This is a genomic window from Streptomyces sp. NRRL F-5650 (assembly GCF_000721365.1).
Lineage (GTDB): Bacteria > Actinomycetota > Actinomycetes > Streptomycetales > Streptomycetaceae > Streptomyces > Streptomyces ardesiacus.
This window is the reverse complement of record NZ_JOGV01000041.1, coordinates 1-19,405: the sequence shown is the minus strand read 5'-3', so window position 1 is coordinate 19,405 and position 19,405 is coordinate 1. Positions and strand designations below refer to the sequence as shown.

Genomic DNA, 19,405 nt, shown 5'->3' with positions numbered 1-19,405 from the left:
TTCCCGACGCTCACTCCGCGAGGCCCACCACCAGCCAGATAAACGCCGCCCCCGCGACCGTGCACAGCAGGGTCGAGCGGGCGGGGTGCTCGTGGTGGGCCTCGGGGAGGATCTCCGCCGCGGCGAGGTACAGGAGTACGCCGCCGAAGAGGCCGAGGTAGGCGCCGAGCGCCTGCTCCGGGATGGTGAAGAGCAGGGTGGAGGACGCGCCGAGGACCGGGGCGAGGGCGTCGGCGACGAGCATGGCGACGGCGCGGCGGCGGGCGTTGCCGTAGAGGCTGGTCAGCGTGTAGGTGTTGAAGCCGTCCGCGAAGTCGTGGGCGATCACGGCCAGCGCCACCGCCGCGCCCATGCCGCCGCCGACCTGGAAGGCCGCGCCGATCGCCACGCCGTCCATCGCGCTGTGGCCGACCATCGCGGCGGCGGCCGTCAGGCCCACCTCGGGCGAGCGGTGCCCGTGCTCGTCGGCGCCGTGTGCGGCGCGGCGGGCCGCCAGCAGGCGCTCCACGAGGTGCGCGAGCAGGAACCCGGCGACGAAGAGCAGCAGGGCGGCGGGGACGCCGAACACCTCGTCGCCCGCCGCGTCCAGGGCTTCCGGCAGCAGGTCGAGGCCGACCACGCCCAGCATGAGGCCGCCGGCCAGGCCCAGGACCAGGTGGCGCCGGTCGGTCACCCGCTGCGCCGTCCAGCCGCCGGCCAGCGTCATCAGGAACGCGCCGAGCGCGACGAAGACCGCCATGGGCCCTTGGTATCCGATCGCACCGCGTTCACGCGCGTACGACAGCAGCAACCGCAGTAAATATGCGCAGGACGCACAGGAGAGGACGGAGCACGATGGATTCCGAGGCCAGGGTGACGTTTGTCGGTGCCGGTCCCGGCGCCGCCGATCTGCTGACGTTCCGCGCGGCGCGCGCCATCGCCGAGGCGGACGTGGTGATCTGGGCGGCGAGCCTCGTCCACGCGGACGTGCTGCTCCACGCGCGGGAGGGCGCCGAGGTGCTGGACTCGGCGACGATGTCGCTGGAGGACGTGGTCGCCGTGTACCGGCGGGCCCGGGAGGAGGGGCTGCGGGTGGCTCGCGTCCACTCCGGGGACCCGGCGCTGTGGGGCGGTACGCAGGAGCAGCTCGACCGGTGTGCGGAGATCGGCATCGCGACCGAGGTGGTGCCCGGTGTCTCCGCGTTCTCGGCGGTCGCGGCGCTCGCGCAGCGGGAGCTGACGATCCCGGAGGTCGCGCAGTCGGTGATCCTCACACGGCTCGGCGGGGGCAAGACACCGATGCCGCCGGGCGAGGAGGTCCGGGAGTTCGCGAAGCACGGGACGACCATGGCGGTCTTCCTGTCGGCCGCCCGCAGCGGGCAGTTGGTGCGGGAGCTGCTGGAGGGCGGCTACCCGACCGAGACGCCGGTCGTCGTCGCCCACCAGGCCACCTGGCCCGAGGAGCTGGTCGTGCGGTGCACGATCGGGACGCTGGAGGAGACGGTCAAGGAGCACAGGCTCTGGAAGCACACGCTCTTCCTGGTCGGCCCGGCCCTCGACGCGCACGGCACGCGTTCGCACCTGTACCACCCGGGGCACTTCCACGGCTATCGCAGGGCCGACCCGCAGGCGCGCCGGGAGCTGCGGGCGCGGGGTGCGAGCACGTGATCACGGTGGTCGGCGCCGGGACCGGTTCCGTGCTGCCCGAGGACGTGGCCGGCGGCGCGGAGCTGGTCGTCGGCGGGCGGCGGCACCTGGACGCCGTACGGCTGCCGGAGGGGGCGAGGACGGTGGTCCTGGGGGCGTTGGCGCCCGCCCTGGACACGGTCGCGCGGTACGTCGCCGAGGAGCGGCCGGTGACCGTGCTGGCCTCCGGTGATCCGGGGTTCTTCGGGATCGTGCGGGCGCTGGCCGAGCGGTTCGGGTCCGCGCGGCTGGACGTGCGGCCGGGGGTGTCCTCGGTCGCGGCGGCCTTCGCGCGGGTCGGGCTGCCGTGGGACGACGCCGTGGTGGCGAGCGCCCACGGGCGGGACCTGCGGACGGCGGTGCACCTGTGCCGGGCGCACCCTAAGGTCGCCGTGCTGACCGGCCCCGGGGCGGGTCCGGCGGAGCTGGGGGCCGCCCTGGCGCGGGACGGGCGGGTGTTCGTCGTCGCCTCCGCGCTGGGCTCGCCCGAGGAGCGGGTGGAGCGGGTGACGCCGGCCGAGGCCGCCGCGCGCGACTGGGGCGGGGCGGTGAGCGTGGTGCTGTGCCTGGACGGGCAGCGGGTGCTGGGACCGGTCCGCTCGGTCGCCGGGCCGGGGCCGGGGCCCGCCGGGTGGGCGCTGGACGAGACGGAGTTCGCCCACCGCGACTCCATGATCACCAAGTTCGAGGTGCGGGCGCTGGCGCTGGCGCGGCTCGGTCCCCGGCCCGGCGACCTGGTGTGGGACGTCGGCGCGGGCTCCGGGTCGGTGGCCGTGGAGTGCGCGCGGCTGGGTGCCGCCGTCACCGCCGTGGAGAAGGCGCCCGACGGGGTGGACCGCATCCGTGCCAACGCCGCCGCGCACGGTGTCGACGTGCGGGTGGTGCACGGGGCGGCGCCCGCGGTGCTGTCCGGGCTGGACGAGGACCCCGACGCCGTGTTCGTGGGCGGCGGCGGGCGCGGGCTGCCCGGGATCGTCGGCGCGTGCGCGCGCCGGGCCCGGCGCGTCGTGGTCGTGGCCGTGGCCGCGCTGGACCGGGTGCCGGCGGCGCGCGAGGCGCTGCTCGGCGCCGGACTGGAGTGCGACGGGGTGCTGCTGCAGTCCTCGCGGCTCGCGCCGCTGCCGGGGGACGTGACCCGGCTGGCGGCCACCAATCCCGTCTTCCTGCTGTGGGGCGCGAGGCCGCACAGCCGTACCGAAGGAGTTGCCCCTTGATCGGCCTCATCTCCGCCACGGCGGCGGGAGCGGCGGCGCGGGACCGGCTGGCCGCGGCGTGGCCGGAGCGCACGCGCGTGTACGGGGGTCCCGTGGCGGACGCCGTACGGACCGCGTTCGCCGAGTGCGACCGGCTGGTGTGCTTCCTGGCCACGGGGGCCGTGGTGCGGCTCGTGGCGCCGCTGCTGGACGACAAGCGCACCGACCCGGGTGTGGTGTGCGTCGACGAGGGCGGGCGGTTCGCCGTGTCTCTGGTCGGGGGGCACGGAGGCGGGGCCAACGAACTGGCCCGCGCGGTCGGCGAGGTGCTGGGCGCGGAGCCGGTGGTGACGACGGCGACCGACGCGGTCGGGCTGGCCGGGCTGGACACGCTCGGGCTGCCCGTCGAGGGCGACGTCGCCGGGGTGTCGCGGGCGCTGCTGGACGGTGAGCCGGTGGCGCTGCGCGCGGAGGTGGCCTGGCCGCTGCCGCCGCTGCCGGTGGCGGAAGAGGGGGCCTACGGCATCCGGGTGACGGACCGTGTGGTGGACCCGGCCGAGGGCGAGGCCGTCCTGCGGCCGCCGTCCCTGGTCGTCGGCGTCGGCGCCTCGCGGGGCGCGCCGGTGGAGGAGGTGCTCGGGGTGGTGGAGGACGCCCTGCGCGAGGCGGGGCTGTCGGCCGCGTCGGTCGCCGAACTGGCCACCGTCGACGCGAAGGCGGAGGAGCCCGGGATCGTCGGGGCGGCCGGGCGGCTGGGCGTGCCCCTGGTGACGTACCCGGCCGGGGAGCTGGCGGGTGTCGAGGTGCCCAACCCCTCCGACGCGCCGCTCGCGGCGGTGGGCACGCCGTCGGTCGCGGAGGCGGCGGCGCTGGTGCGCGGGGGTGAACTCCTGGTGCCCAAGCGGAAGTCGGCGGCGGTGCCCGCGACGGCGACGTGCGCGGTCGTACGGCGGCCCGGGCGCGGGCGGCTCGCGGTGGTCGGGCTGGGGCCCGGCGCGCGGGACCTGGTGACGCCGCGGGCGCGGGCGGAGCTGCGGCGGGCGTCGGTGCTGGTCGGGCTCGACCAGTACGTCGACCAGATCCGCGACCTGCTGCGGCCCGGCACGCGGGTGCTGGAGTCGGGGCTCGGCGCGGAGGAGGAGCGGGCCCGGACGGCGGTCGAACAGGCCCGGCGCGGACACGCCGTCGCGCTGATCGGCAGCGGGGACGCCGGGGTGTACGCGATGGCCTCGCCCGCGCTGGCCGAGGCGGGCGACGACATCGACGTGGTCGGGGTGCCGGGCGTGACGGCGGCGCTGGCGGCCGGGGCGCTCCTGGGCGCGCCGCTGGGCCACGACCACGTGTCCATCAGCCTGTCCGACCTGCACACGCCGTGGGAGGTCATCGAGCGGCGGGTGCGGGCGGCGGCGGAGGCGGACCTCGTCGTGACGTTCTACAACCCGCGCAGCCGGGGCCGCGACTGGCAGTTGCCGAAGGCGCTGGCGATCCTCGCGGAGCACCGCGAGCCGTCGACTCCGGTGGGCGTGGTGCGCAACGCGTCGCGCGCCGACGAGTCGAGCCGACTGTCCACGCTCGCCGCCCTCGACCCGGCGACCGTCGACATGATGACCGTCGTGACGGTGGGCAACACCGCGACCCGGGAGATCTCCGGGCGCATGGTGACACCGCGCGGCTACCGCTGGCAGGAGGACCCGGCGACCCGCCGCTCCCCTGCCGCCGCCTCCCGGGCCTCCGGGTCCGGGACGTCCGCATCCGAGAAACCCGAGGAGAACCTGTGACGACCCCGCCCGCCCTGCTCATCGCCGGACACGGCACCCGGGACGAGGCCGGAGCCGAGGCGTTCCGCGACTTCGTGCGCGCGCTGGGCCGACGCCACCCCGAGCTGCCCGTCGCGGGCGGCTTCATCGAGCTGTCCCCGCCGCCCCTGGGCGAGGCGGTCGCCGAACTGGTGGAGCGCGGTGTGCGCCGCTTCGCGGCGGTGCCGCTGATGCTGGTGTCCGCCGGGCACGCCAAGGGCGACATACCTGCGGCCCTGTCCCGGGAGAAGGAGCGCCACCCCGGCATCTCCTACACGTACGGGCGCCCGCTGGGCCCGCACCCCGCACTGCTGCGGGTGCTGGAGCGGCGCCTGGCGGAGGCGGTGGACCCGGCCTGGGACCCCGCCGAGGTGACCGTGCTGCTGGTGGGGCGCGGGTCGACGGACCCGGACGCCAACGCCGAGGTGTTCAAGGCGGCGCGGCTGCTGTGGGAGGGACGCGGTTACGCGGCGGTGGAGACGGCGTTCGTGTCGCTGGCGCAGCCGGACGTGCCGGGCGGCCTGGAGCGGTGTGCGCGGCTGGGGGCCCGGCGGATCGTCGTGCTGCCGTACTTCCTGTTCACCGGCATTCTCCCGGACCGGGTCCGGCAGCAGACGGAGGAGTGGGCCGCCGCGCACCCGGAGACGGCGGTGCGGTCGGCGGACGTCATCGGCCCCGAGCCGGAGCTGCTCGACCTGGTGTGGGAGCGGTACGAGGAGGCCGTCGAGGGCGACCTGCGGATGAACTGCGACAGTTGCGTGTACCGGATCGCGCTGCCGGGGTTCGAGGACAAGGTGGGGCTGCCGCAGCAGCCGCACTTCCACCCCGACGACGACGGCGATCACCACCACGGGCACCATCACGGGCATGGACACGCACACTCCCACGCCCACTGAGTCCGGGACGAGCGGGCCCGGCGGCCCGGACCTGCGCCACCACGGGGACGCCGAGGTGCGCGACGGCGGTCCGTCGCTGGTGGACCTCGCGGTGAACGTCCGCGCGGACACTCCCCCGGCCTGGCTGCGCGAGCACGTCGCCGCCTCGCTCGGTTCGCTCGCCGCCTACCCGGACGGGCGCGCCGCCCGGGCGGCGGTGGCGGCGCGGCACGGGCTGCCCGTGGAGCGGGTGCTGCTGACGGCGGGCGCGGCGGAGGCGTTCGTGCTGCTGGCGCGGGCGCTGAAGGTGAGCCGGCCGGTCGTGGTGCACCCGCAGTTCACCGAGCCGGAGGCGGCGCTGCGGGACGCGGGGCACACGGTCGGCCGGGTGCTGCTGCGGTCGGCGGACGGCTTCCGCCTCGACGCCGGGGACGTGCCGCAGGACGCCGACCTGGTGGTGGTCGGCAACCCGACGAACCCCACGTCGGTGCTGCACCCGGCGGGCGTACTGGCGTCGCTGGCCCGGCCGGGGCGGACGCTGGTCGTGGACGAGGCGTTCATGGACGCGGTGCCGGGCGAGCGGGAGGCGCTGGCCGGGCGGACGGACGTGCCCGGCCTGGTGGTCCTGCGCAGCCTCACCAAGACGTGGGGGCTGGCGGGGCTGCGCATCGGGTACGTCCTGGCGGACCCGGAGACGGTGGACGCGCTGGAGCGTGCCCAGCCCCTGTGGCCGGTGTCCACGCCCGCGCTGGCGGCGGCCGAGGCGTGCGTGGCGCCGCGGGCGCTGGCGGAGGCCGCCCACGCCGCCCACCGGATCGCCGCCGACCGGGACCGTCTGGTCGCCGGGCTCGCGCGGTTCGCCGCGGTCGGACTGCGGGTCGTCGCCCCCGCCGAGGCCCCCTTCGTGCTGCTCCGCGTCCCCGACGGCGCCGGCGTACGGCGCCGGCTGCGCGGCCTGGGGTACGCGGTGCGGCGGGGCGACACGTTCCCGGGGCTCGGCGAGGAGTGGCTGCGCCTGGCCGTACGGGACCGGGCGACGACGGAAGGCTTCCTGCGGGCCCTGGAGCGGGCGGTGGCGGTGCCAGGACCGGCCTGAGACATGCCGCGTACGGCTCGGCCGAAGGCTCCCTGCGAGCCCTGAAGCGGGCGGTCGCCGTGCCAGGACCGGCCCGAGACATGCCGCGTACGGCTCGGCCGGTCCCGGCGCGGTCAGCCGCGCTTGCGTCGGGCCAGGAACAGGGCTCCGCCTCCCGCGAGGACCAGGGCCGCGGCGCCGGCCGCGACGTACGGGGTCGACGAACTGCCGCCCGTCTCGGCGAGGTCTGCCCCCGCCTCGGTGCGGGCGCCCTGGGCCTCGACGTCGGCCGCCGGTTCGGCGGCGGGCTCGGCCTTCTGCCCGGCCGGGGGCTCGTCGGCCTTCGCCGGGGGCTGCTCGGCCTCGTGCGCCGGGGCGGCCGGGGACTCGCAGGTCGCCTTCGCCAGGGTGACGGTGCCGTCGACCTCGGCGACGTTCAGGTTTCCGGGGTTGACGGAGACCTTGAGTTCGAGCGCGGTGGCGGCGGCCGTGCGGGAGGTGGTCTCGGTCTTCGACAGGTCGAGCCGCACCTCCCCGACGCCGGGCACCTTCACCTCCGTCGTCCCGCCGGTGGTGAGCGTGACCTTCTTGCCGAGGACGGTCACCGGGCCCAGCAGACCGGCGTCCGCGACCGGCCGCTTCCCGGCCTCGCAGGTCGCCGTCGACGTGACCTCCTGGACCTCGATCACCGACAGCAGCGGCAGCCCGGGGACGTGCAGCCGGGCGCGGGCCAGCGTCGTGGTGCCCTCGCTCTTGTCGGCGGTGGCCGTCGCCTTCGCCTCGGCGACGTCGGCGCGCAGGACGCTGAAGGGCTTTCCGCCGTCGACGCCGTCGAGCCGGGCGGTGAGTGCCGTCTTCTCGGCGCTCTCGGGCGCCTGCACCTCGTTCAGGGTGACCGCGAGCGGGACGTTCACGGTCTTGTTGAGCAGGGAGACGTCGAGCCCGGTGCGCAGCACGGTGGCGCTCGCGCGGCCGTGGTCGCCGGTCGCGTGGGCGGTGCCCGCGCCGGCCAGGACCGCGGGACCGGCGGCCAGGGCCGTGGCCGCCGCGACGGCGGCGAGACGGCGTGCGGGCATGCGGAAGGTGTTGCCGTTCAAGGTGGTGGGACCCCCAGTGAGACATGCGTGCGGGGCACGCATGAGCGACGTGCTTGGGACCCGGACAGAATGTCCCGGCGTCCACCCAACCGTCAGTGAACCGGGGGCACTTCACCCCTTCGTGGGGTTTTGGTGAAGCTATTCGAATCTTCTTCGCATCGTCCGGCACGGGTGTTCGCCCGTGTCACCCGCGTCGGCTAACCGACGACCCGCCCGCGCAGCACCACCCGGCGCGGAGCCGTGAGCACGCGCACGTCCGCGCGCGGGTCCTGGTCGTACACCACCAGGTCCGCCGGTGCGCCCTCCTCCAGGCCCGGGCGGCCGAGCCAGCGCCGGGCGGCCCAGGTCGTCGCCGCGAGGGCCTCGACGGGCGGGATGCCGGCGGTGACCAGTTCGGCGACCTCGGCCCCCGCCAGGCCGTGGGCGAGGGCACCGCCCGCGTCGGTGCCGACGAAGACCGGAACCCCGGCGTCGTAGGCGTTGCGCACGGTGTCGTAGCGGCGTTCGTGGAGCCGGCGCATATGGGCCGACCAGCGCGGATAGCGGGCCTCGCCGCCGTCGGCCAGCGCGGGGAAGGTGGCGATGTTGACGAGGGTGGGCACGATGGCGACCCCCCGCTCGGCGAAGAGGGGGATCGTGTCGTCGGTCAGCCCCGTGGCGTGCTCGACGCAGTCGATTCCGGCCTCGACCAGGTCGCGCAGGGAGTCCTCGGCGAAGCAGTGCGCGGTGACGCGGGCGCCCAGCCGGTGGGCCTCCGCGATGGCCGCCTCGACGGCACCGCGCGGCCAGCAGGCCGACAGGTCGCCCAGGTCGCGGTCGATCCAGTCGCCGACCAGCTTCACCCAGCCGTCGCCGCGCCGGGCCTCCTGGGCGACGTGGGCGACGAGGTCCTCGGGCTCGACCTCCCAGGCGTAGTTGCGGATGTAGCGGCGGGTGCGGGCGATGTGCCGGCCGGCCCGGATGATCCTCGGCAGGTCCTCGCGGTCGTCGATCCAGCGGGTGTCGGAGGGCGAGCCCGCGTCCCGGAGGAGCAGCGTGCCCGCCTCGCGCTCGGTCAGCGCCTGCTTCTCGGCGACGTCCGCGGGGACGGCCCCGTGCCGGTCGAGGCCGACGTGGCAGTGCGCGTCGACCAGGCCGGGCAGCGCCCACCCCTCGACGGTGCGGACGTCGGCCGCGCCGGTGGGCCGGTCGTACGAGATCCGGCCGTCGATCACCCACACCTCGTCCCGGACCTCCTCCGGTCCGACGAGCACCCGACCCTTCACGTGCAGCACCGCGCGATCGCTCATGACCGGCACCCTAGACGGTGCCCGTTCGCCCGTGCCGGGCCGGTCACCGGCGGCCCCCGCGCGCTGCCGCACGGGCACGCGACTCGGCCGCGCACCCGGCCCCGACGGCGCTCGCGACGGCGGTCAGGGCCAGGACGGCGGTGGCGGGGTTGACGTAGCCGGGGACGTCCCCGCTGGTGTACTCGCCGCCGTCGGCGGTCTCACAGACGAAGCCCAGGGGCACGAAGGAGACCGACTGGTCGACGACGTGGCGGGCGCGCTCCTCGTTCCCGTGGCCGCGGCAGGGCGGCGCCGGTGCGGAACTCGCGCCACCGTTGGACTCCATGACGGCGCCGGTCACGTGCAGCAGCCCCCAGGCGTACGCGGCGACGGCGGCGGCACCGGCGAGGGCGGCGAGGGCGTGCAGCACCGGCCCGGGCCCCGGTCCCCGTTCGCGGCGGGCGGCGAGGACGCTCACGCCGTGGCCGGTCAGACCGACGGCCGTCACCACGGCGACCACGACGACCAGCAGGAGTGTCAGGAACACCGGGCCAGTCCATCAGGCGGCGAGCGCTTCCGCTGTGACGGAAGCCATGGTTCCGGGCGTGGGGGTGTCGCAACGGAAGCCCTCCGGCGCGAGTGCCGGCGGGTGCCGCGGTTACTCTCGACTCCGTACGCGAGGTACCTCGCCGTACCCGTGCCGCACCCGCGCCGTACACCTGCCGTTACTGAAGAGAGCACCGCCGTGACCCATCCCTTCCTGGATCTCGCCCCGTTGAGCGCCGGCCGTTTCGCCGCGATCGAGGACCGGATCGCGCGCCTGCTCGGCACCGCGCAGGACGTGGTGGTCATGCAGGGCGAGGCACTGCTGCCGCTGGAGGGCGCCATCCGCGCCGCCGCGGGCCCCGGCACCGTCGCGCTGAACGTCGTCACGGGGCCCTACGGGCAGACCTTCGGGGACTGGCTGCGGGACTGCGGCGCGACCGTGCACGACCTCGCCGTGCCGTTCCGCACGGCCGTCTCCGCGGAGCAGATCGGCCAGGCCCTCGCCGAGCACCCGGAGATCGACTTCGTGTCCCTGGTGCACGCCGAGGCGGCCACGGGCAACACCAACCCGGTCGCGGAGATCGGCGAGGTGGTGCGGGCGCACGGCGCGCTGTTCTACCTGGACGCGGTGGCCTCCGTGGGCGCCGAGCCGGTACTGCCGGACGCGTGGGGCGTGGACCTGTGCGTGATCGGCGCGCAGAAGGCGATGGGCGGCCCGGCCGGGGTGTCGGCGGTGTCGGTGAGCGAGCGGGCCTGGGCGCGGATGGCCGCGAACCCGAACGCGCCGCGGCGCTCGTACCTCTCCCTCCTGGACTGGAAGGAGCGCTGGATCGACGGCGGGCGCAGGACGCTGCTGCACGCGCCGGCGCAGTTGGAGATGCTCGCGCTGGAGGCGTGCGTGGAGCGCATCGAGGCGGAGGGCGCCGAAGCGGTGATGGCGCGGCACGCGTCCGCCGCGGCGGCGACCCGGGCCGGCGCACTCGCGCTGGGCGGCCTGGAGCCGTTCGTGCACGAGGCGAAGGACGCGGCGCCGGTCGCGACGACGTTGCGGACGCCCCCGGACGTCGACGCGTCCGCGCTGGTGGCCCGCGCCCTGGAGTCCGACCCGGCGCTGCCGCTGGCGGCGGGCGGGGGCGCGCTGGCGGGCGAGATGATCCGGGTCAACCACTACGGCCCCCACGCCACGCCCGGGGCCGTGCAGGGCTGCCTGGCGGCACTGGGTGCCGCGCTGACCGAGCGGGGCGGCAAGGCCGATCCGGAGGCGGCCCGGCGGGCCGTCGAGGAGGCGTGGGAGCGGCCGGCCGGAACCAGTTCATCGGAAGGATGAATTCGCGGGAATTTCCGATGCTCACACAAGCAGAATTAAGGAATTCCACTCAACGCAGCTTCCCGTATTCTTCTGCCCGCTTTCCCGGGACCTAAACACGGCGATTTCACGAACGCCGATCTTCACAATTCGGACACGTTCCACACGGGTTACGGGATTGTGACCCGATCCACAAGCCGCCCGTTTTGCGGCTTACATCCCCCACAAACCACCCCATAGCGCCGCCGCCTCGCGCGGAAGCACGCGCCCGCGTGATAACACACGAGGCGCTCATTCGTAACCCCATCCGGCGATGCAATTTCGATTTTCGCTGGGTAAATTCAATTTGCATGACTGCCGCGCAAGCAGACCTGCAAATCGATCGTCCGAGAGTGGCCGACGGCGCCGCCCTGTGGCGGATAGCGAGGGATTCCAAGGTCCTCGACCTGAACTCCTCCTACAGCTACCTGCTCTGGTGCCGGGACTTCGCCGCCACGTCGGCCGTAGCCCGCGACGAGAACGGTGAGCCGGTCGGCTTCGTCACCGGATACGTGCGTCCGGACCGCCCGGACACCCTGCTCGTGTGGCAGGTGGCGGTGGACGAGGCGTACCGCGGGCGCCGGCTCGCCGCCTCCCTGCTCGACGGGCTGGCCGAGCGGACCGTCGCGGAACAGGGGCTGACCACCCTGGAGACCACCATCTCCCCCGACAACACCGCCTCCCAGCGGCTGTTCACCTCGTTCGCCGAGCGCCGTGGCGCCCGGGTGGAGCGCGAGGTGCTGTTCGACACCGGCGTGTTCCCCGACGGACCGCACGAGCCCGAGGTCCTGTACCGCATAGGCCCGCTGTCCGCCACCGGCTGACCGGGCCCTCCGGACGGCCCGGCACCCCGTGCCAGTCCGGCCCACAGACTTCCCGGCGGACCGCACCGGCCCCCGGATCCGTACGACCTTCCTCTCCCACCTCACCCCACGAGGAGCGATTCGTCGTGACCATCACCCAGCCCGACCTCAGCGTCTTCGAGACCGTCGAGTCCGAGGTGCGCAGCTACTGCCGCGGCTGGCCCACCATCTTCGACCGTGCGGTCGGCAGCCGCATGTACGACGAGGACGGCCACGAGTACCTCGACTTCTTCGCCGGAGCGGGCTCGCTCAACTACGGGCACAACAACGCCGTCCTGAAACGCGCGCTGATCGACTACCTGGAGCGGGACGGCGTCACGCACGGGCTCGACATGTCGACGACCGCCAAGCGCCGCTTCCTGGAGACGTTCCAGAACACGATCCTGCGCCCGCGCGACCTGCCGTACAAGGTCATGTTCCCGGGCCCGACGGGCACCAACGCCGTGGAGTCGGCGCTGAAGCTGGCGCGCAAGGTGAAGGGGCGCGAGTCGATCGTCTCCTTCACCAACGCCTTCCACGGCATGTCGCTCGGCTCGCTGGCCGTGACCGGCAACGCCTTCAAGCGGGCCGGCGCCGGCATCCCGCTGGTGCACGGCACGCCCATGCCGTTCGACAACTACTTCGACGGCACCGTCGAGGACTTCATCTGGTTCGAGCGGCTCCTGGAGGACCAGGGTTCCGGCCTGAACAAGCCGGCCGCCGTGATCGTCGAGACGGTGCAGGGCGAGGGCGGCATCAACGTGGCCCGTGCCGAGTGGCTGCGGGCGCTGGCCGACCTGTGCGAGCGCCAGGACATGCTGCTCATCGTCGACGACATCCAGATGGGCTGCGGCCGTACCGGCGCCTTCTTCTCCTTCGAGGAGGCGGGCATCACGCCGGACATCGTCACCGTCTCCAAGTCGATCAGCGGCTACGGCCTGCCGATGGCGCTGACCCTGTTCAAGCCCGAGCTGGACGTCTGGGAGCCGGGCGAGCACAACGGCACCTTCCGCGGCAACAACCCGGCCTTCGTCACGGCGACCGCCACGCTGGAGACGTACTGGACCGACGGCTCGGCGATGGAGAAGCAGACCCGCACCCGCGGTGAGCAGGTCGAGCAGCACATGATCGCCATCACCGAGGAGAACCTCGCCGACATCAAGGAGTACCGGGGCCGCGGTCTGGTCTGGGGCCTGGAGTTCCACGACAAGGGCCGCGCGGGCCGGGTCGCCCGGCGCGCCTTCGAGCTGGGGCTGCTCATCGAGACCTCCGGCCCCGAGAGCGAGGTCGTCAAGCTCCTGCCGGCGCTCACCATCACCCCCGACGAGCTGGACGAGGGCATGAAGACCCTCGCCCGCGCCGTGCGCGAGACGGCCTGACCGTACGCCGTCCTGACCGTACGCCGTCCTGACCGTCCGCAGGTCAGGGCGTCCACCACCACCAGAGCTTCCGGCGCCTTCCGCCCGCGCGGCCGAGGGCGCCGGAGACCCTTGCACATCCTTCACCTAGGAGGCATCGCAACACCGTGATCGTCCGATCGTTCAAGGAGTTCGAAGGCACCGACCGGCACGTCAAGAGCGCGTCCGGCACCTGGGAAAGCACCCGGATCGTCCTCGCCAAGGAGAAGGTCGGCTTCTCCCTGCACGAGACGATCCTGTACGCGGGTACGGAGACGTCGATGTGGTACGCGAACCACATCGAGGCCGTCGTCTGCACCAAGGGCGACGCCGAGTTGACCGACCGCGAGACGGGGAAGACGTACCACATCACGCCGGGCACGATGTACCTCCTCGACGGCCACGAGCGGCACACGCTCAAGGTCAAGGAGGACTTCCACTGCATCTGTGTCTTCAACCCGCCGGTCACCGGACGGGAGGATCACGACGAGAACGGCGTCTACCCGCTGCTCACCGAGGAGGTGTGAGTCACCGTGACCACGACCACGAACGTCACTGATCTCTATCCCACCCGCGGCGCCACCGAGGTGGCAACCCCCCGGCAGGACCCGGTCGTCTGGGGCTCCCCGGACACGCCCGGTCCGGTCTCGGCGAGCGACCTGCAGTCCCTGGACCGCGACGGCTTCCTCGCCATCGACCAGCTCATCGCGCCGGAGGAGGTGGCCGAGTACCAGCGCGAGCTGGAGCGGCTCACCACGGACCCGGCGATCCGCGCGGACGAGCGCTCGATCGTGGAGCCGCAGTCCAAGGAGATCCGGTCGGTCTTCGAAGTGCACAGGATCAGCGAGGTCTTCGCCAAGCTGGTGCGCGACGAGCGCGTGGTCGGGCGGGCCCGGCAGATCCTCGGTTCGGACGTCTACGTCCACCAGTCGCGGATCAACGTCAAGCCGGGCTTCGGGGCCAGCGGCTTCTACTGGCACTCGGACTTCGAGACCTGGCACGCCGAGGACGGCCTGCCCAACATGCGCACGATCTCGGTCTCGATCGCGCTGACGGAGAACTTCGACACCAACGGCGGCCTGATGATCATGCCGGGGTCGCACAAGACGTTCCTCGGGTGCGCGGGGGCCACGCCGAAGGACAACTACAAGAAGTCCCTGCAGATGCAGGACGCGGGGACGCCGTCCGACGAGGCGCTGACGAAGATGGCCTCCGAGTACGGCATCAAGCTGTTCACCGGCAAGGCGGGCTCGGCGACCTGGTTCGACTGCAACTGCATGCACGGGTCGGGCGACAACATCACGCCGTTCCCGCGCAGCAACGTGTTCATCGTGTTCAACAGCGTGGAGAACACGGCCGTGGAGCCCTTCGCGGCCCCGATCCGGCGGCCGGAGTTCATCGGCGCGCGGGACTTCACTCCGGTGAAGTGACCCGCGACTGATCTCGGGCAGGGGCCTTTTCGTGTGGGACGGGAGGCCCCTGCCCGATGCCGTCCGGCCGTACGCCGTCCTGACCGACGCCGTCCTCGGCCGCCGCGCTCAGCCCGCCAGCACGTCGAGCAGCCGGTCCACGTCGGACTCGGTGTTGTACACGTGGAAGGCGGCCCGCAGGTTGCCCGCCCGGTCGGAGACCTGGACGCCGGCCTCGCCCAGCCCGCCCTGGCGGTGGCCGAGCCCCGGCACCGACACGACGGCGGAGCCCGGCGCGGGCACCGGCTCGTGACCCAGTGAGCGCACCCCCGCGCGGAACCGGTCGGCGAGGGCGGTGTCGTGGGCGTGCACGGCCTCGACGCCCAGTTCCTCGATCAGTGCCAAGGAGTGCCGGGCGCCGGTGTACGAGAACAGGGCGGGGGACTCGTCGAACCGCCGGGCCGAGTGCGCGTACTCCTCGACCGGACCGTAGCAGCTCTCCCAGGGGCGTTCGCCGGTCGCCCACCCGGCGAACAGCGGCCTGAGCCCGGCCGCCGCGCCCAGGTCCTCCGGTACGACGAGGAAGGCGACGCCGCGCGGGCAGAGCACCCACTTGTAGCCGACGGCGGTCACGAAGTCGAAGTCGTCCGCGGCCGTCGGCAGCCAGCCGTTCGCCTGGGAGACGTCGATCAGCGTCCGCGCCCCGTGCGCCCGGGCGGCGTCCCGCAGGGCGGCGAGGTCGGCGATCCGCCCGTCGGCGGACTGCACGGAACTGACCGCGACCAGCGCGGTCGCGGGGCCCACCGACTCGGCGAGACGTTCCAGCGGAACGCTGCGCACCTTGAGGTCGCCCCGGGCGTGCAGCGGGTTCACCAGGGAGCTGAAGTCGGCCTCCGCGGTGAGGACTTCGGCCCCCGGCGGCAGCGACGCGGCGACGAGCGCGCTGAACGTGGCGACGGACGCGCCGGTCGCGACCCGGGTGGCGGGCACCCCGACGAGGCGGGCGTACGCGGCCCGGGACGCCTCGACGTCGGCGAACATGTCGAGCGGCTGCCCCGCCGCCGCGGCGGCCGCGGCGTCGCGCATCGCTACGAGGGCCCGCGCGGGGAGCAGGCCGGTACTGGCTGTGTTCAGGTAGGTGGTCTTCGGCGCGAACTCGGCACGGACGAGGTTCTCGAAGCTTTCCATGGCACCACTGTGCGGCCCCCGGATCTCCCCGTCCATCGCCTCTTTCTACGCGGTGCCCCCAAGCAACGCTTATGTACCGCCGCCCACCTGCGACGACGGCGGCCCCGTCACGTCCCGGGCACCGCGCATCCGTCCGGCCCGCAGGCCTCCGCGTCCCCGTCGTCGATCAGCTTCAGCGGCGCGCGCTCGCCCCACGCCCGGGTCAGCGCCTCGGCGAAGACCTCGGCGGGCTGGGCTCCGGAGACGCCGTAGGCCCGGTCGAGCACGAAGAACGGCACCCCGGTGGCCCCGAGCTGCGCGGCCTCCCGCTCGTCGGCGCGGACGGCGTCGGCGTACGCCTCGGGGTCGGCGAGCACCGCGCGGACCTCACCGGCGTCGAGCCCGGCGCCGACGGCGAGCTCCTCGAGCCGCTCGTCGTCGTTGAACACGGAGCGCTCGTCGGCGAAGTTGCCCCGGTAGAAGGCGTCGAGGAGGGCCTCGTGCCGTCCCCGTTCCCGGGCGAGGTGCAGCAGGCGGTGCATGTCGAAGGTGCTGCCGTGGTCGCGGCCCCGGGTGCGGTAGTCCAGGCCCTCGGCGGCGGCCTGCGCGCCGAGGTTGTCCTCACCGGCCTGCGCCTGGGCCTCGCTCATGCCGTACTTGGCGGTGAGCATGGTCAGCACCGGCTGCACGTCGTCCTTGGCCCGCCCGGGGTCCAGCTCGAACGAACGGTGGACCACCTCGACCGCGTCCCGGTGCGGGAAGGCGGCGAGCGCCTTCTCGAAGCGGGCCTTGCCCACGTAGCACCAGGGGCAGGCGATGTCGCTCCAGATCTCGACGCGCATGTCTCGGCTCTTCTCCGGCTCGTACGGCGGCGGAGTCCTTCTCCGCCCCTTGCGTGAACCTTCAACCAGCCGGCCGCATTCCCGCCCTCAGCTCCCGTCCCGCAGGTCCGCGGGCCACCCCGGCCGGAACTCCAGGTGGTCGAAGGTCACCGTGCAGCCCTCGCCCGTCGGCGCCTGGACCAGGAAGCCGACGAGGGCCGCGCCGGTCTCCTTCTCGTCGCCGAGCGTGAAGAGGCGGACGAAGGTCCAGTGCTCGCCGTCCAGGGAGGCGTGGAAGGCGAAGGCCCGGCCGCTCCGGCCGACCCGGAACCAGACGGAGTCCCCCTCGACGGTGAAGGAGTTGCAGTCGTCGGAGTGGCCCCGGGTGACCACCGTGCAGACGGTGGCCACGTCCGGGGAGTACTCCAGGCACAGCTTGGCCCAGGCCCGCTCCCCCACGTGGACGTAGAGCACCCCGGCGTCGAAGGCGCTCCGGAACCCGACGGTGACGCGCGCGACGAGCTGGAAGTCCCCCTCGGGCTCGCCCAGCAGCCGCGGCGCGTCGGACACGGACTCCAGCGACTCCCCGGTGGGCGGCACGAAGCGGTCCTGCCGGGGGCCGGCCCGTCCGGTGAGGACGCCGTCCCGGTGGGACCAGTGGCCGTCGGGGCCGTGGGCGCGCAAGGGGAAGGGCAGTTCGGGGAGGTCCAGGTCCATGGCGGGATTCTTCCAGGCGGGGCCGGGCACCGGGGCTCCGGGGGCGGTGCCGCGTGGCCGGACGCCGGGCCGGTAGGGCTCTGCCGGGCGTCCACTTTCGTCGTCCGGGTCCGCGCCGAAGGGAGGACGCGGGGGTCCCGGGGCGGCCCTCTATCGTCTGTGCGTGGACGTAGCAGAGACCCCCCGCACCGGTCCGCGGTTCCTCACCCCGCCGGTCACCGCCTCCTCCTGGCCGCGCCGGCGGATCGCCGGGGAGACCGTGCTCGCCTCGCTGCTCTCCGCGGTCGCCGGTCTCCTCGGCACGACGAGCACCGGGTCCGGGGTGCTGGGCGGCGCCCTGGCCCTGGCCGTCGCCGTCCTGTCCCTGGCCCGCCGCGCGCTGCCGGCGACGGTGCTGGTGGTCTCGTCGGCACTGGCGGGGGCGGTCCTCGGTACGTTCGCGCTGCTGGTCTGCGCCGCCTGGTCGGCGGGCGGCCGCATCGAGCGCCCGGCGCGCGCGCTGGCCGCGTTCACGGCCGGGTTCGTCCTCCACCTCGTCGCCGAGGTCTCCACCTCGGGCGACGACGGGCTCGGCGCGTCGCTGCCGATGACGGCCGCGCTGGCCGCGAGCCCGTTCGTGGTGCTGGCGGTCGTGCCGGGGTTCGCCGCCCGGTACCGCGCCCAGCGCCGTGCCCTGCTCGACGCCCTGCGCCGGCACAACGCCCAACTGGTGCGCGAGCAGGCCATGGTGGCGCGGCAGGCCCGGCTGCTGGAGCGGCAGCGCATCGCCCAGGACATGCACGACAGCCTCGGCCACCAGCTCGCCCTGATCGCCGTGCACACCGGGGCACTGGAGGTGGACCCGGAGCTGGACGGCCGCCGGCGCGAAGGGGTGGGCATCCTGCGGGAGGCCGCCAGGTCGGCGATGCGGGAGCTGCGCGAGGCGGTGGGCGTCCTGCGGGACGACGCGGAGGTGCCCGCGCCCGGCCCGGAGGGGGCGGGGCCGTCGACGGAGCGCGCGGCGGCCTCGGTCGACGGCCTCGTCGCGGCGTCGCGGGCCGCGGGGACGGCGGTGGAACTGCGCCGGTCGGGCACCGAGCGGCCCCTCGCCCCCGCCGCCGACCGCGCGGCGTACCGCATCGCGCAGGAGGGCCTGACCAACGCGCACAAGCACGCGCCGGGCGCCCCGATCACCGTGGCGCTGCGCTACGAACCGGACAGCCTCGTGGTGGAGGTCGCCAACGGGCCCGTGCCGGCCGGGGCACCGGCCGGGCCGCCCGCGATCAGCGGCGGCCAGGGGCTGACGGGTCTGCGCGAGCGGGTCCGCCTGGTCGGCGGCATGGTGCACACCGGCCCCACCCCCGACGGTGGCTTCCGGCTCGCCGGTGTGCTGCCGTACGGCGACGGCGGGCAGCGCTCCGCTGCGGACGGCGCGACTTCGGTCGTCGCGGACGGCGACTTCCGGGTGACGACCGGCGGGGCCCTCGCGGGCGACGGTGGTGGCGTCTTCGAACGCACCGATCCGCACAAGGAGTTCGCCACCATCATGAGCAGCAAGAAGAACGCCGCCCTGGGATGTGCCCTCACCGCCGTGGTCCTCGTCGTGGGCGTCGGCGCCCTCGTGGTGTGGGGGGTGTCGAAGCTGCTCGACGAGGTGGAGAAGGGCGTCGTCCCGGCGAGCGTGTACGAGTCGGCGCGGGTCGGCGACGCGGAGGCGGACCTGCGCGCGAAGTTCCCGGAGGGCGGCTCCCTGCTCACCGACGGCGTGGACAAGTACGGCCCGCCGCTGCCCGAGGACGCCGTCTGCGAGCACTTCGTGGACGACGAGGAGGACATCGTCTACCGCTTCTGCTTCCGCGACGGGAAGCTGTCCTCCAAGGAGTCCTACGCGCACAAGGTCTGACGGACGGCCCGTGGTGGCGGCCCGTGACGCCGGCCCGTGACGGCGGCTCGTGCCGACGGCCGCGGCGGATCGGGCATGATGAGCGGGCTTGCCGTCCGCTTGTCATACCGCCGCCGCACACCGACCCCGCGCAGGAGGCCGCATGATCCGGGTCCTCGTCGCCGACGACGAGCCGCTCATCAGGGCCGGCATCAGGATGATCCTCACCTCGGCCGGGGACATCGAGGTGGTCGCCGAGGCCCGGGACGGCCGGGAGGCGGTGGAGACCGCCCGGAGCACCGCGGTCGACGTGGCCCTGCTGGACATCCAG

General features: G+C 74.3%; 19 protein-coding genes. 12 read left to right on the top strand and 7 right to left on the bottom strand.

What is annotated here, in order from left to right; translation table 11 throughout:
- Positions 1 to 10: 10 nt before the first annotated feature.
- Positions 11 to 739, bottom strand: coding sequence for a ZIP family metal transporter (locus IG88_RS0129160; RefSeq protein ID WP_031047595.1), 729 nt, complete (start codon positions 737 to 739; stop codon positions 11 to 13).
- 95 nt (positions 740 to 834) lie between these two features.
- On the opposite strand from IG88_RS0129160, the gene cobM reads away from it, so the two are divergent.
- From cobM to cobC, 5 genes are read left to right on the top strand one after another with little or no spacing between them, the layout of a single operon-like run.
- Positions 835 to 1,647, top strand: a complete 813-nt coding sequence (cobM, locus tag IG88_RS0129155) for a precorrin-4 C(11)-methyltransferase (RefSeq protein WP_031047592.1) — start codon at positions 835 to 837, stop codon at positions 1,645 to 1,647.
- Positions 1,644 to 2,879: a bifunctional cobalt-precorrin-7 (C(5))-methyltransferase/cobalt-precorrin-6B (C(15))-methyltransferase gene (locus IG88_RS0129150; RefSeq protein WP_031047590.1), complete on the top strand. Its 1,236-nt coding sequence runs from the start codon at positions 1,644 to 1,646 to the stop codon at positions 2,877 to 2,879. The genes cobM and IG88_RS0129150 overlap by 4 nt, the downstream gene beginning before the upstream one ends.
- On the top strand, positions 2,876 to 4,636 hold the full coding sequence (cobJ, locus tag IG88_RS0129145) for a precorrin-3B C(17)-methyltransferase (RefSeq protein ID WP_234332351.1): 1,761 nt from the start codon (positions 2,876 to 2,878) through the stop codon (positions 4,634 to 4,636). Before IG88_RS0129150 ends, cobJ begins: the two co-directional genes overlap by 4 nt.
- Positions 4,633 to 5,550, top strand: a complete 918-nt coding sequence (locus IG88_RS0129140; RefSeq protein ID WP_031047583.1) for a sirohydrochlorin chelatase — start codon at positions 4,633 to 4,635, stop codon at positions 5,548 to 5,550. Before cobJ ends, IG88_RS0129140 begins: the two co-directional genes overlap by 4 nt.
- Complete coding sequence (gene cobC / locus IG88_RS0129135; RefSeq protein ID WP_031047581.1) at positions 5,522 to 6,625, top strand: Rv2231c family pyridoxal phosphate-dependent protein CobC; 1,104 nt, start codon at positions 5,522 to 5,524, stop codon at positions 6,623 to 6,625. Before IG88_RS0129140 ends, cobC begins: the two co-directional genes overlap by 29 nt.
- Before the next feature lie 113 nt (positions 6,626 to 6,738).
- Here the strand turns inward: cobC and IG88_RS0129130 are convergent, their stop codons facing one another.
- The 3 genes from IG88_RS0129130 to IG88_RS0129120 form a co-directional block, all read right to left on the bottom strand.
- Entirely contained in the window at positions 6,739 to 7,701 is a 963-nt protein-coding gene (locus tag IG88_RS0129130; RefSeq protein WP_031047578.1) for an SCO1860 family LAETG-anchored protein, read from the bottom strand.
- A 197-nt stretch (positions 7,702 to 7,898) separates the two neighbouring features.
- Positions 7,899 to 8,990 carry an amidohydrolase family protein gene (locus tag IG88_RS0129125; protein ID WP_031047575.1) on the bottom strand — a complete coding sequence of 364 codons (1,092 nt, stop codon included), beginning with the start codon at positions 8,988 to 8,990 and terminating at the stop codon, positions 7,899 to 7,901.
- 43 nt (positions 8,991 to 9,033) lie between these two features.
- Complete coding sequence (locus IG88_RS0129120; protein WP_031047573.1) at positions 9,034 to 9,516, bottom strand: hypothetical protein; 483 nt, start codon at positions 9,514 to 9,516, stop codon at positions 9,034 to 9,036.
- A 198-nt stretch (positions 9,517 to 9,714) separates the two neighbouring features.
- On the opposite strand from IG88_RS0129120, the gene IG88_RS0129115 reads away from it, so the two are divergent.
- The 5 genes from IG88_RS0129115 (at position 9,715) to thpD (ending at position 14,529) form a co-directional block, all read left to right on the top strand.
- Positions 9,715 to 10,842: a pyridoxal-phosphate-dependent aminotransferase family protein gene (locus IG88_RS0129115; RefSeq protein ID WP_031047571.1), complete on the top strand. Its 1,128-nt coding sequence runs from the start codon at positions 9,715 to 9,717 to the stop codon at positions 10,840 to 10,842.
- Between the two features lie 329 nt (positions 10,843 to 11,171).
- A complete protein-coding gene (gene ectA, locus IG88_RS0129110) occupies positions 11,172 to 11,684 on the top strand; it encodes a diaminobutyrate acetyltransferase (protein WP_031047570.1) in 513 nt (170 codons plus the stop codon).
- Between the two features lie 125 nt (positions 11,685 to 11,809).
- Positions 11,810 to 13,081, top strand: a complete 1,272-nt coding sequence (gene ectB / locus IG88_RS0129105; protein WP_031047568.1) for a diaminobutyrate--2-oxoglutarate transaminase — start codon at positions 11,810 to 11,812, stop codon at positions 13,079 to 13,081.
- A 146-nt stretch (positions 13,082 to 13,227) separates the two neighbouring features.
- Positions 13,228 to 13,626 (top strand): ectoine synthase, encoded by a 399-nt coding sequence (locus IG88_RS0129100; RefSeq protein WP_031047567.1) that lies wholly within the window; start codon positions 13,228 to 13,230, stop codon positions 13,624 to 13,626.
- Positions 13,627 to 13,632: 6 nt separating this feature from the next.
- Complete coding sequence (thpD, locus tag IG88_RS0129095; RefSeq protein ID WP_031047564.1) at positions 13,633 to 14,529, top strand: ectoine hydroxylase; 897 nt, start codon at positions 13,633 to 13,635, stop codon at positions 14,527 to 14,529.
- Between the two features lie 108 nt (positions 14,530 to 14,637).
- Here the strand turns inward: thpD and IG88_RS0129090 are convergent, their stop codons facing one another.
- The 3 genes from IG88_RS0129090 to IG88_RS0129080 all read right to left on the bottom strand — a co-directional run bounded on the left by IG88_RS0129090 (position 14,638) and on the right by IG88_RS0129080 (position 17,213).
- Positions 14,638 to 15,732, bottom strand: coding sequence for an aminotransferase class V-fold PLP-dependent enzyme (locus tag IG88_RS0129090; protein ID WP_031047560.1), 1,095 nt, complete (start codon positions 15,730 to 15,732; stop codon positions 14,638 to 14,640).
- A gap of 71 nt (positions 15,733 to 15,803) precedes the next feature.
- On the bottom strand, positions 15,804 to 16,517 hold the full coding sequence (locus IG88_RS0129085) for a DsbA family oxidoreductase (RefSeq protein WP_031047557.1): 714 nt from the start codon (positions 16,515 to 16,517) through the stop codon (positions 15,804 to 15,806).
- An 87-nt stretch (positions 16,518 to 16,604) separates the two neighbouring features.
- Positions 16,605 to 17,213, bottom strand: a complete 609-nt coding sequence (locus IG88_RS0129080; protein WP_031047555.1) for a DUF1349 domain-containing protein — start codon at positions 17,211 to 17,213, stop codon at positions 16,605 to 16,607.
- 163 nt (positions 17,214 to 17,376) lie between these two features.
- Between IG88_RS0129080 and IG88_RS0129075 the strand changes: the two genes are divergently transcribed.
- Together IG88_RS0129075 and IG88_RS0129070 are read left to right on the top strand one after the other, a co-directional pair.
- Entirely contained in the window at positions 17,377 to 19,095 is a 1,719-nt protein-coding gene (locus IG88_RS0129075; protein WP_031047552.1) for a sensor histidine kinase, read from the top strand.
- Between the two features lie 142 nt (positions 19,096 to 19,237).
- The coding region (locus IG88_RS0129070; RefSeq protein ID WP_031047548.1) for a response regulator transcription factor at positions 19,238 to 19,405 on the top strand (168 nt) is incomplete at its 3' end.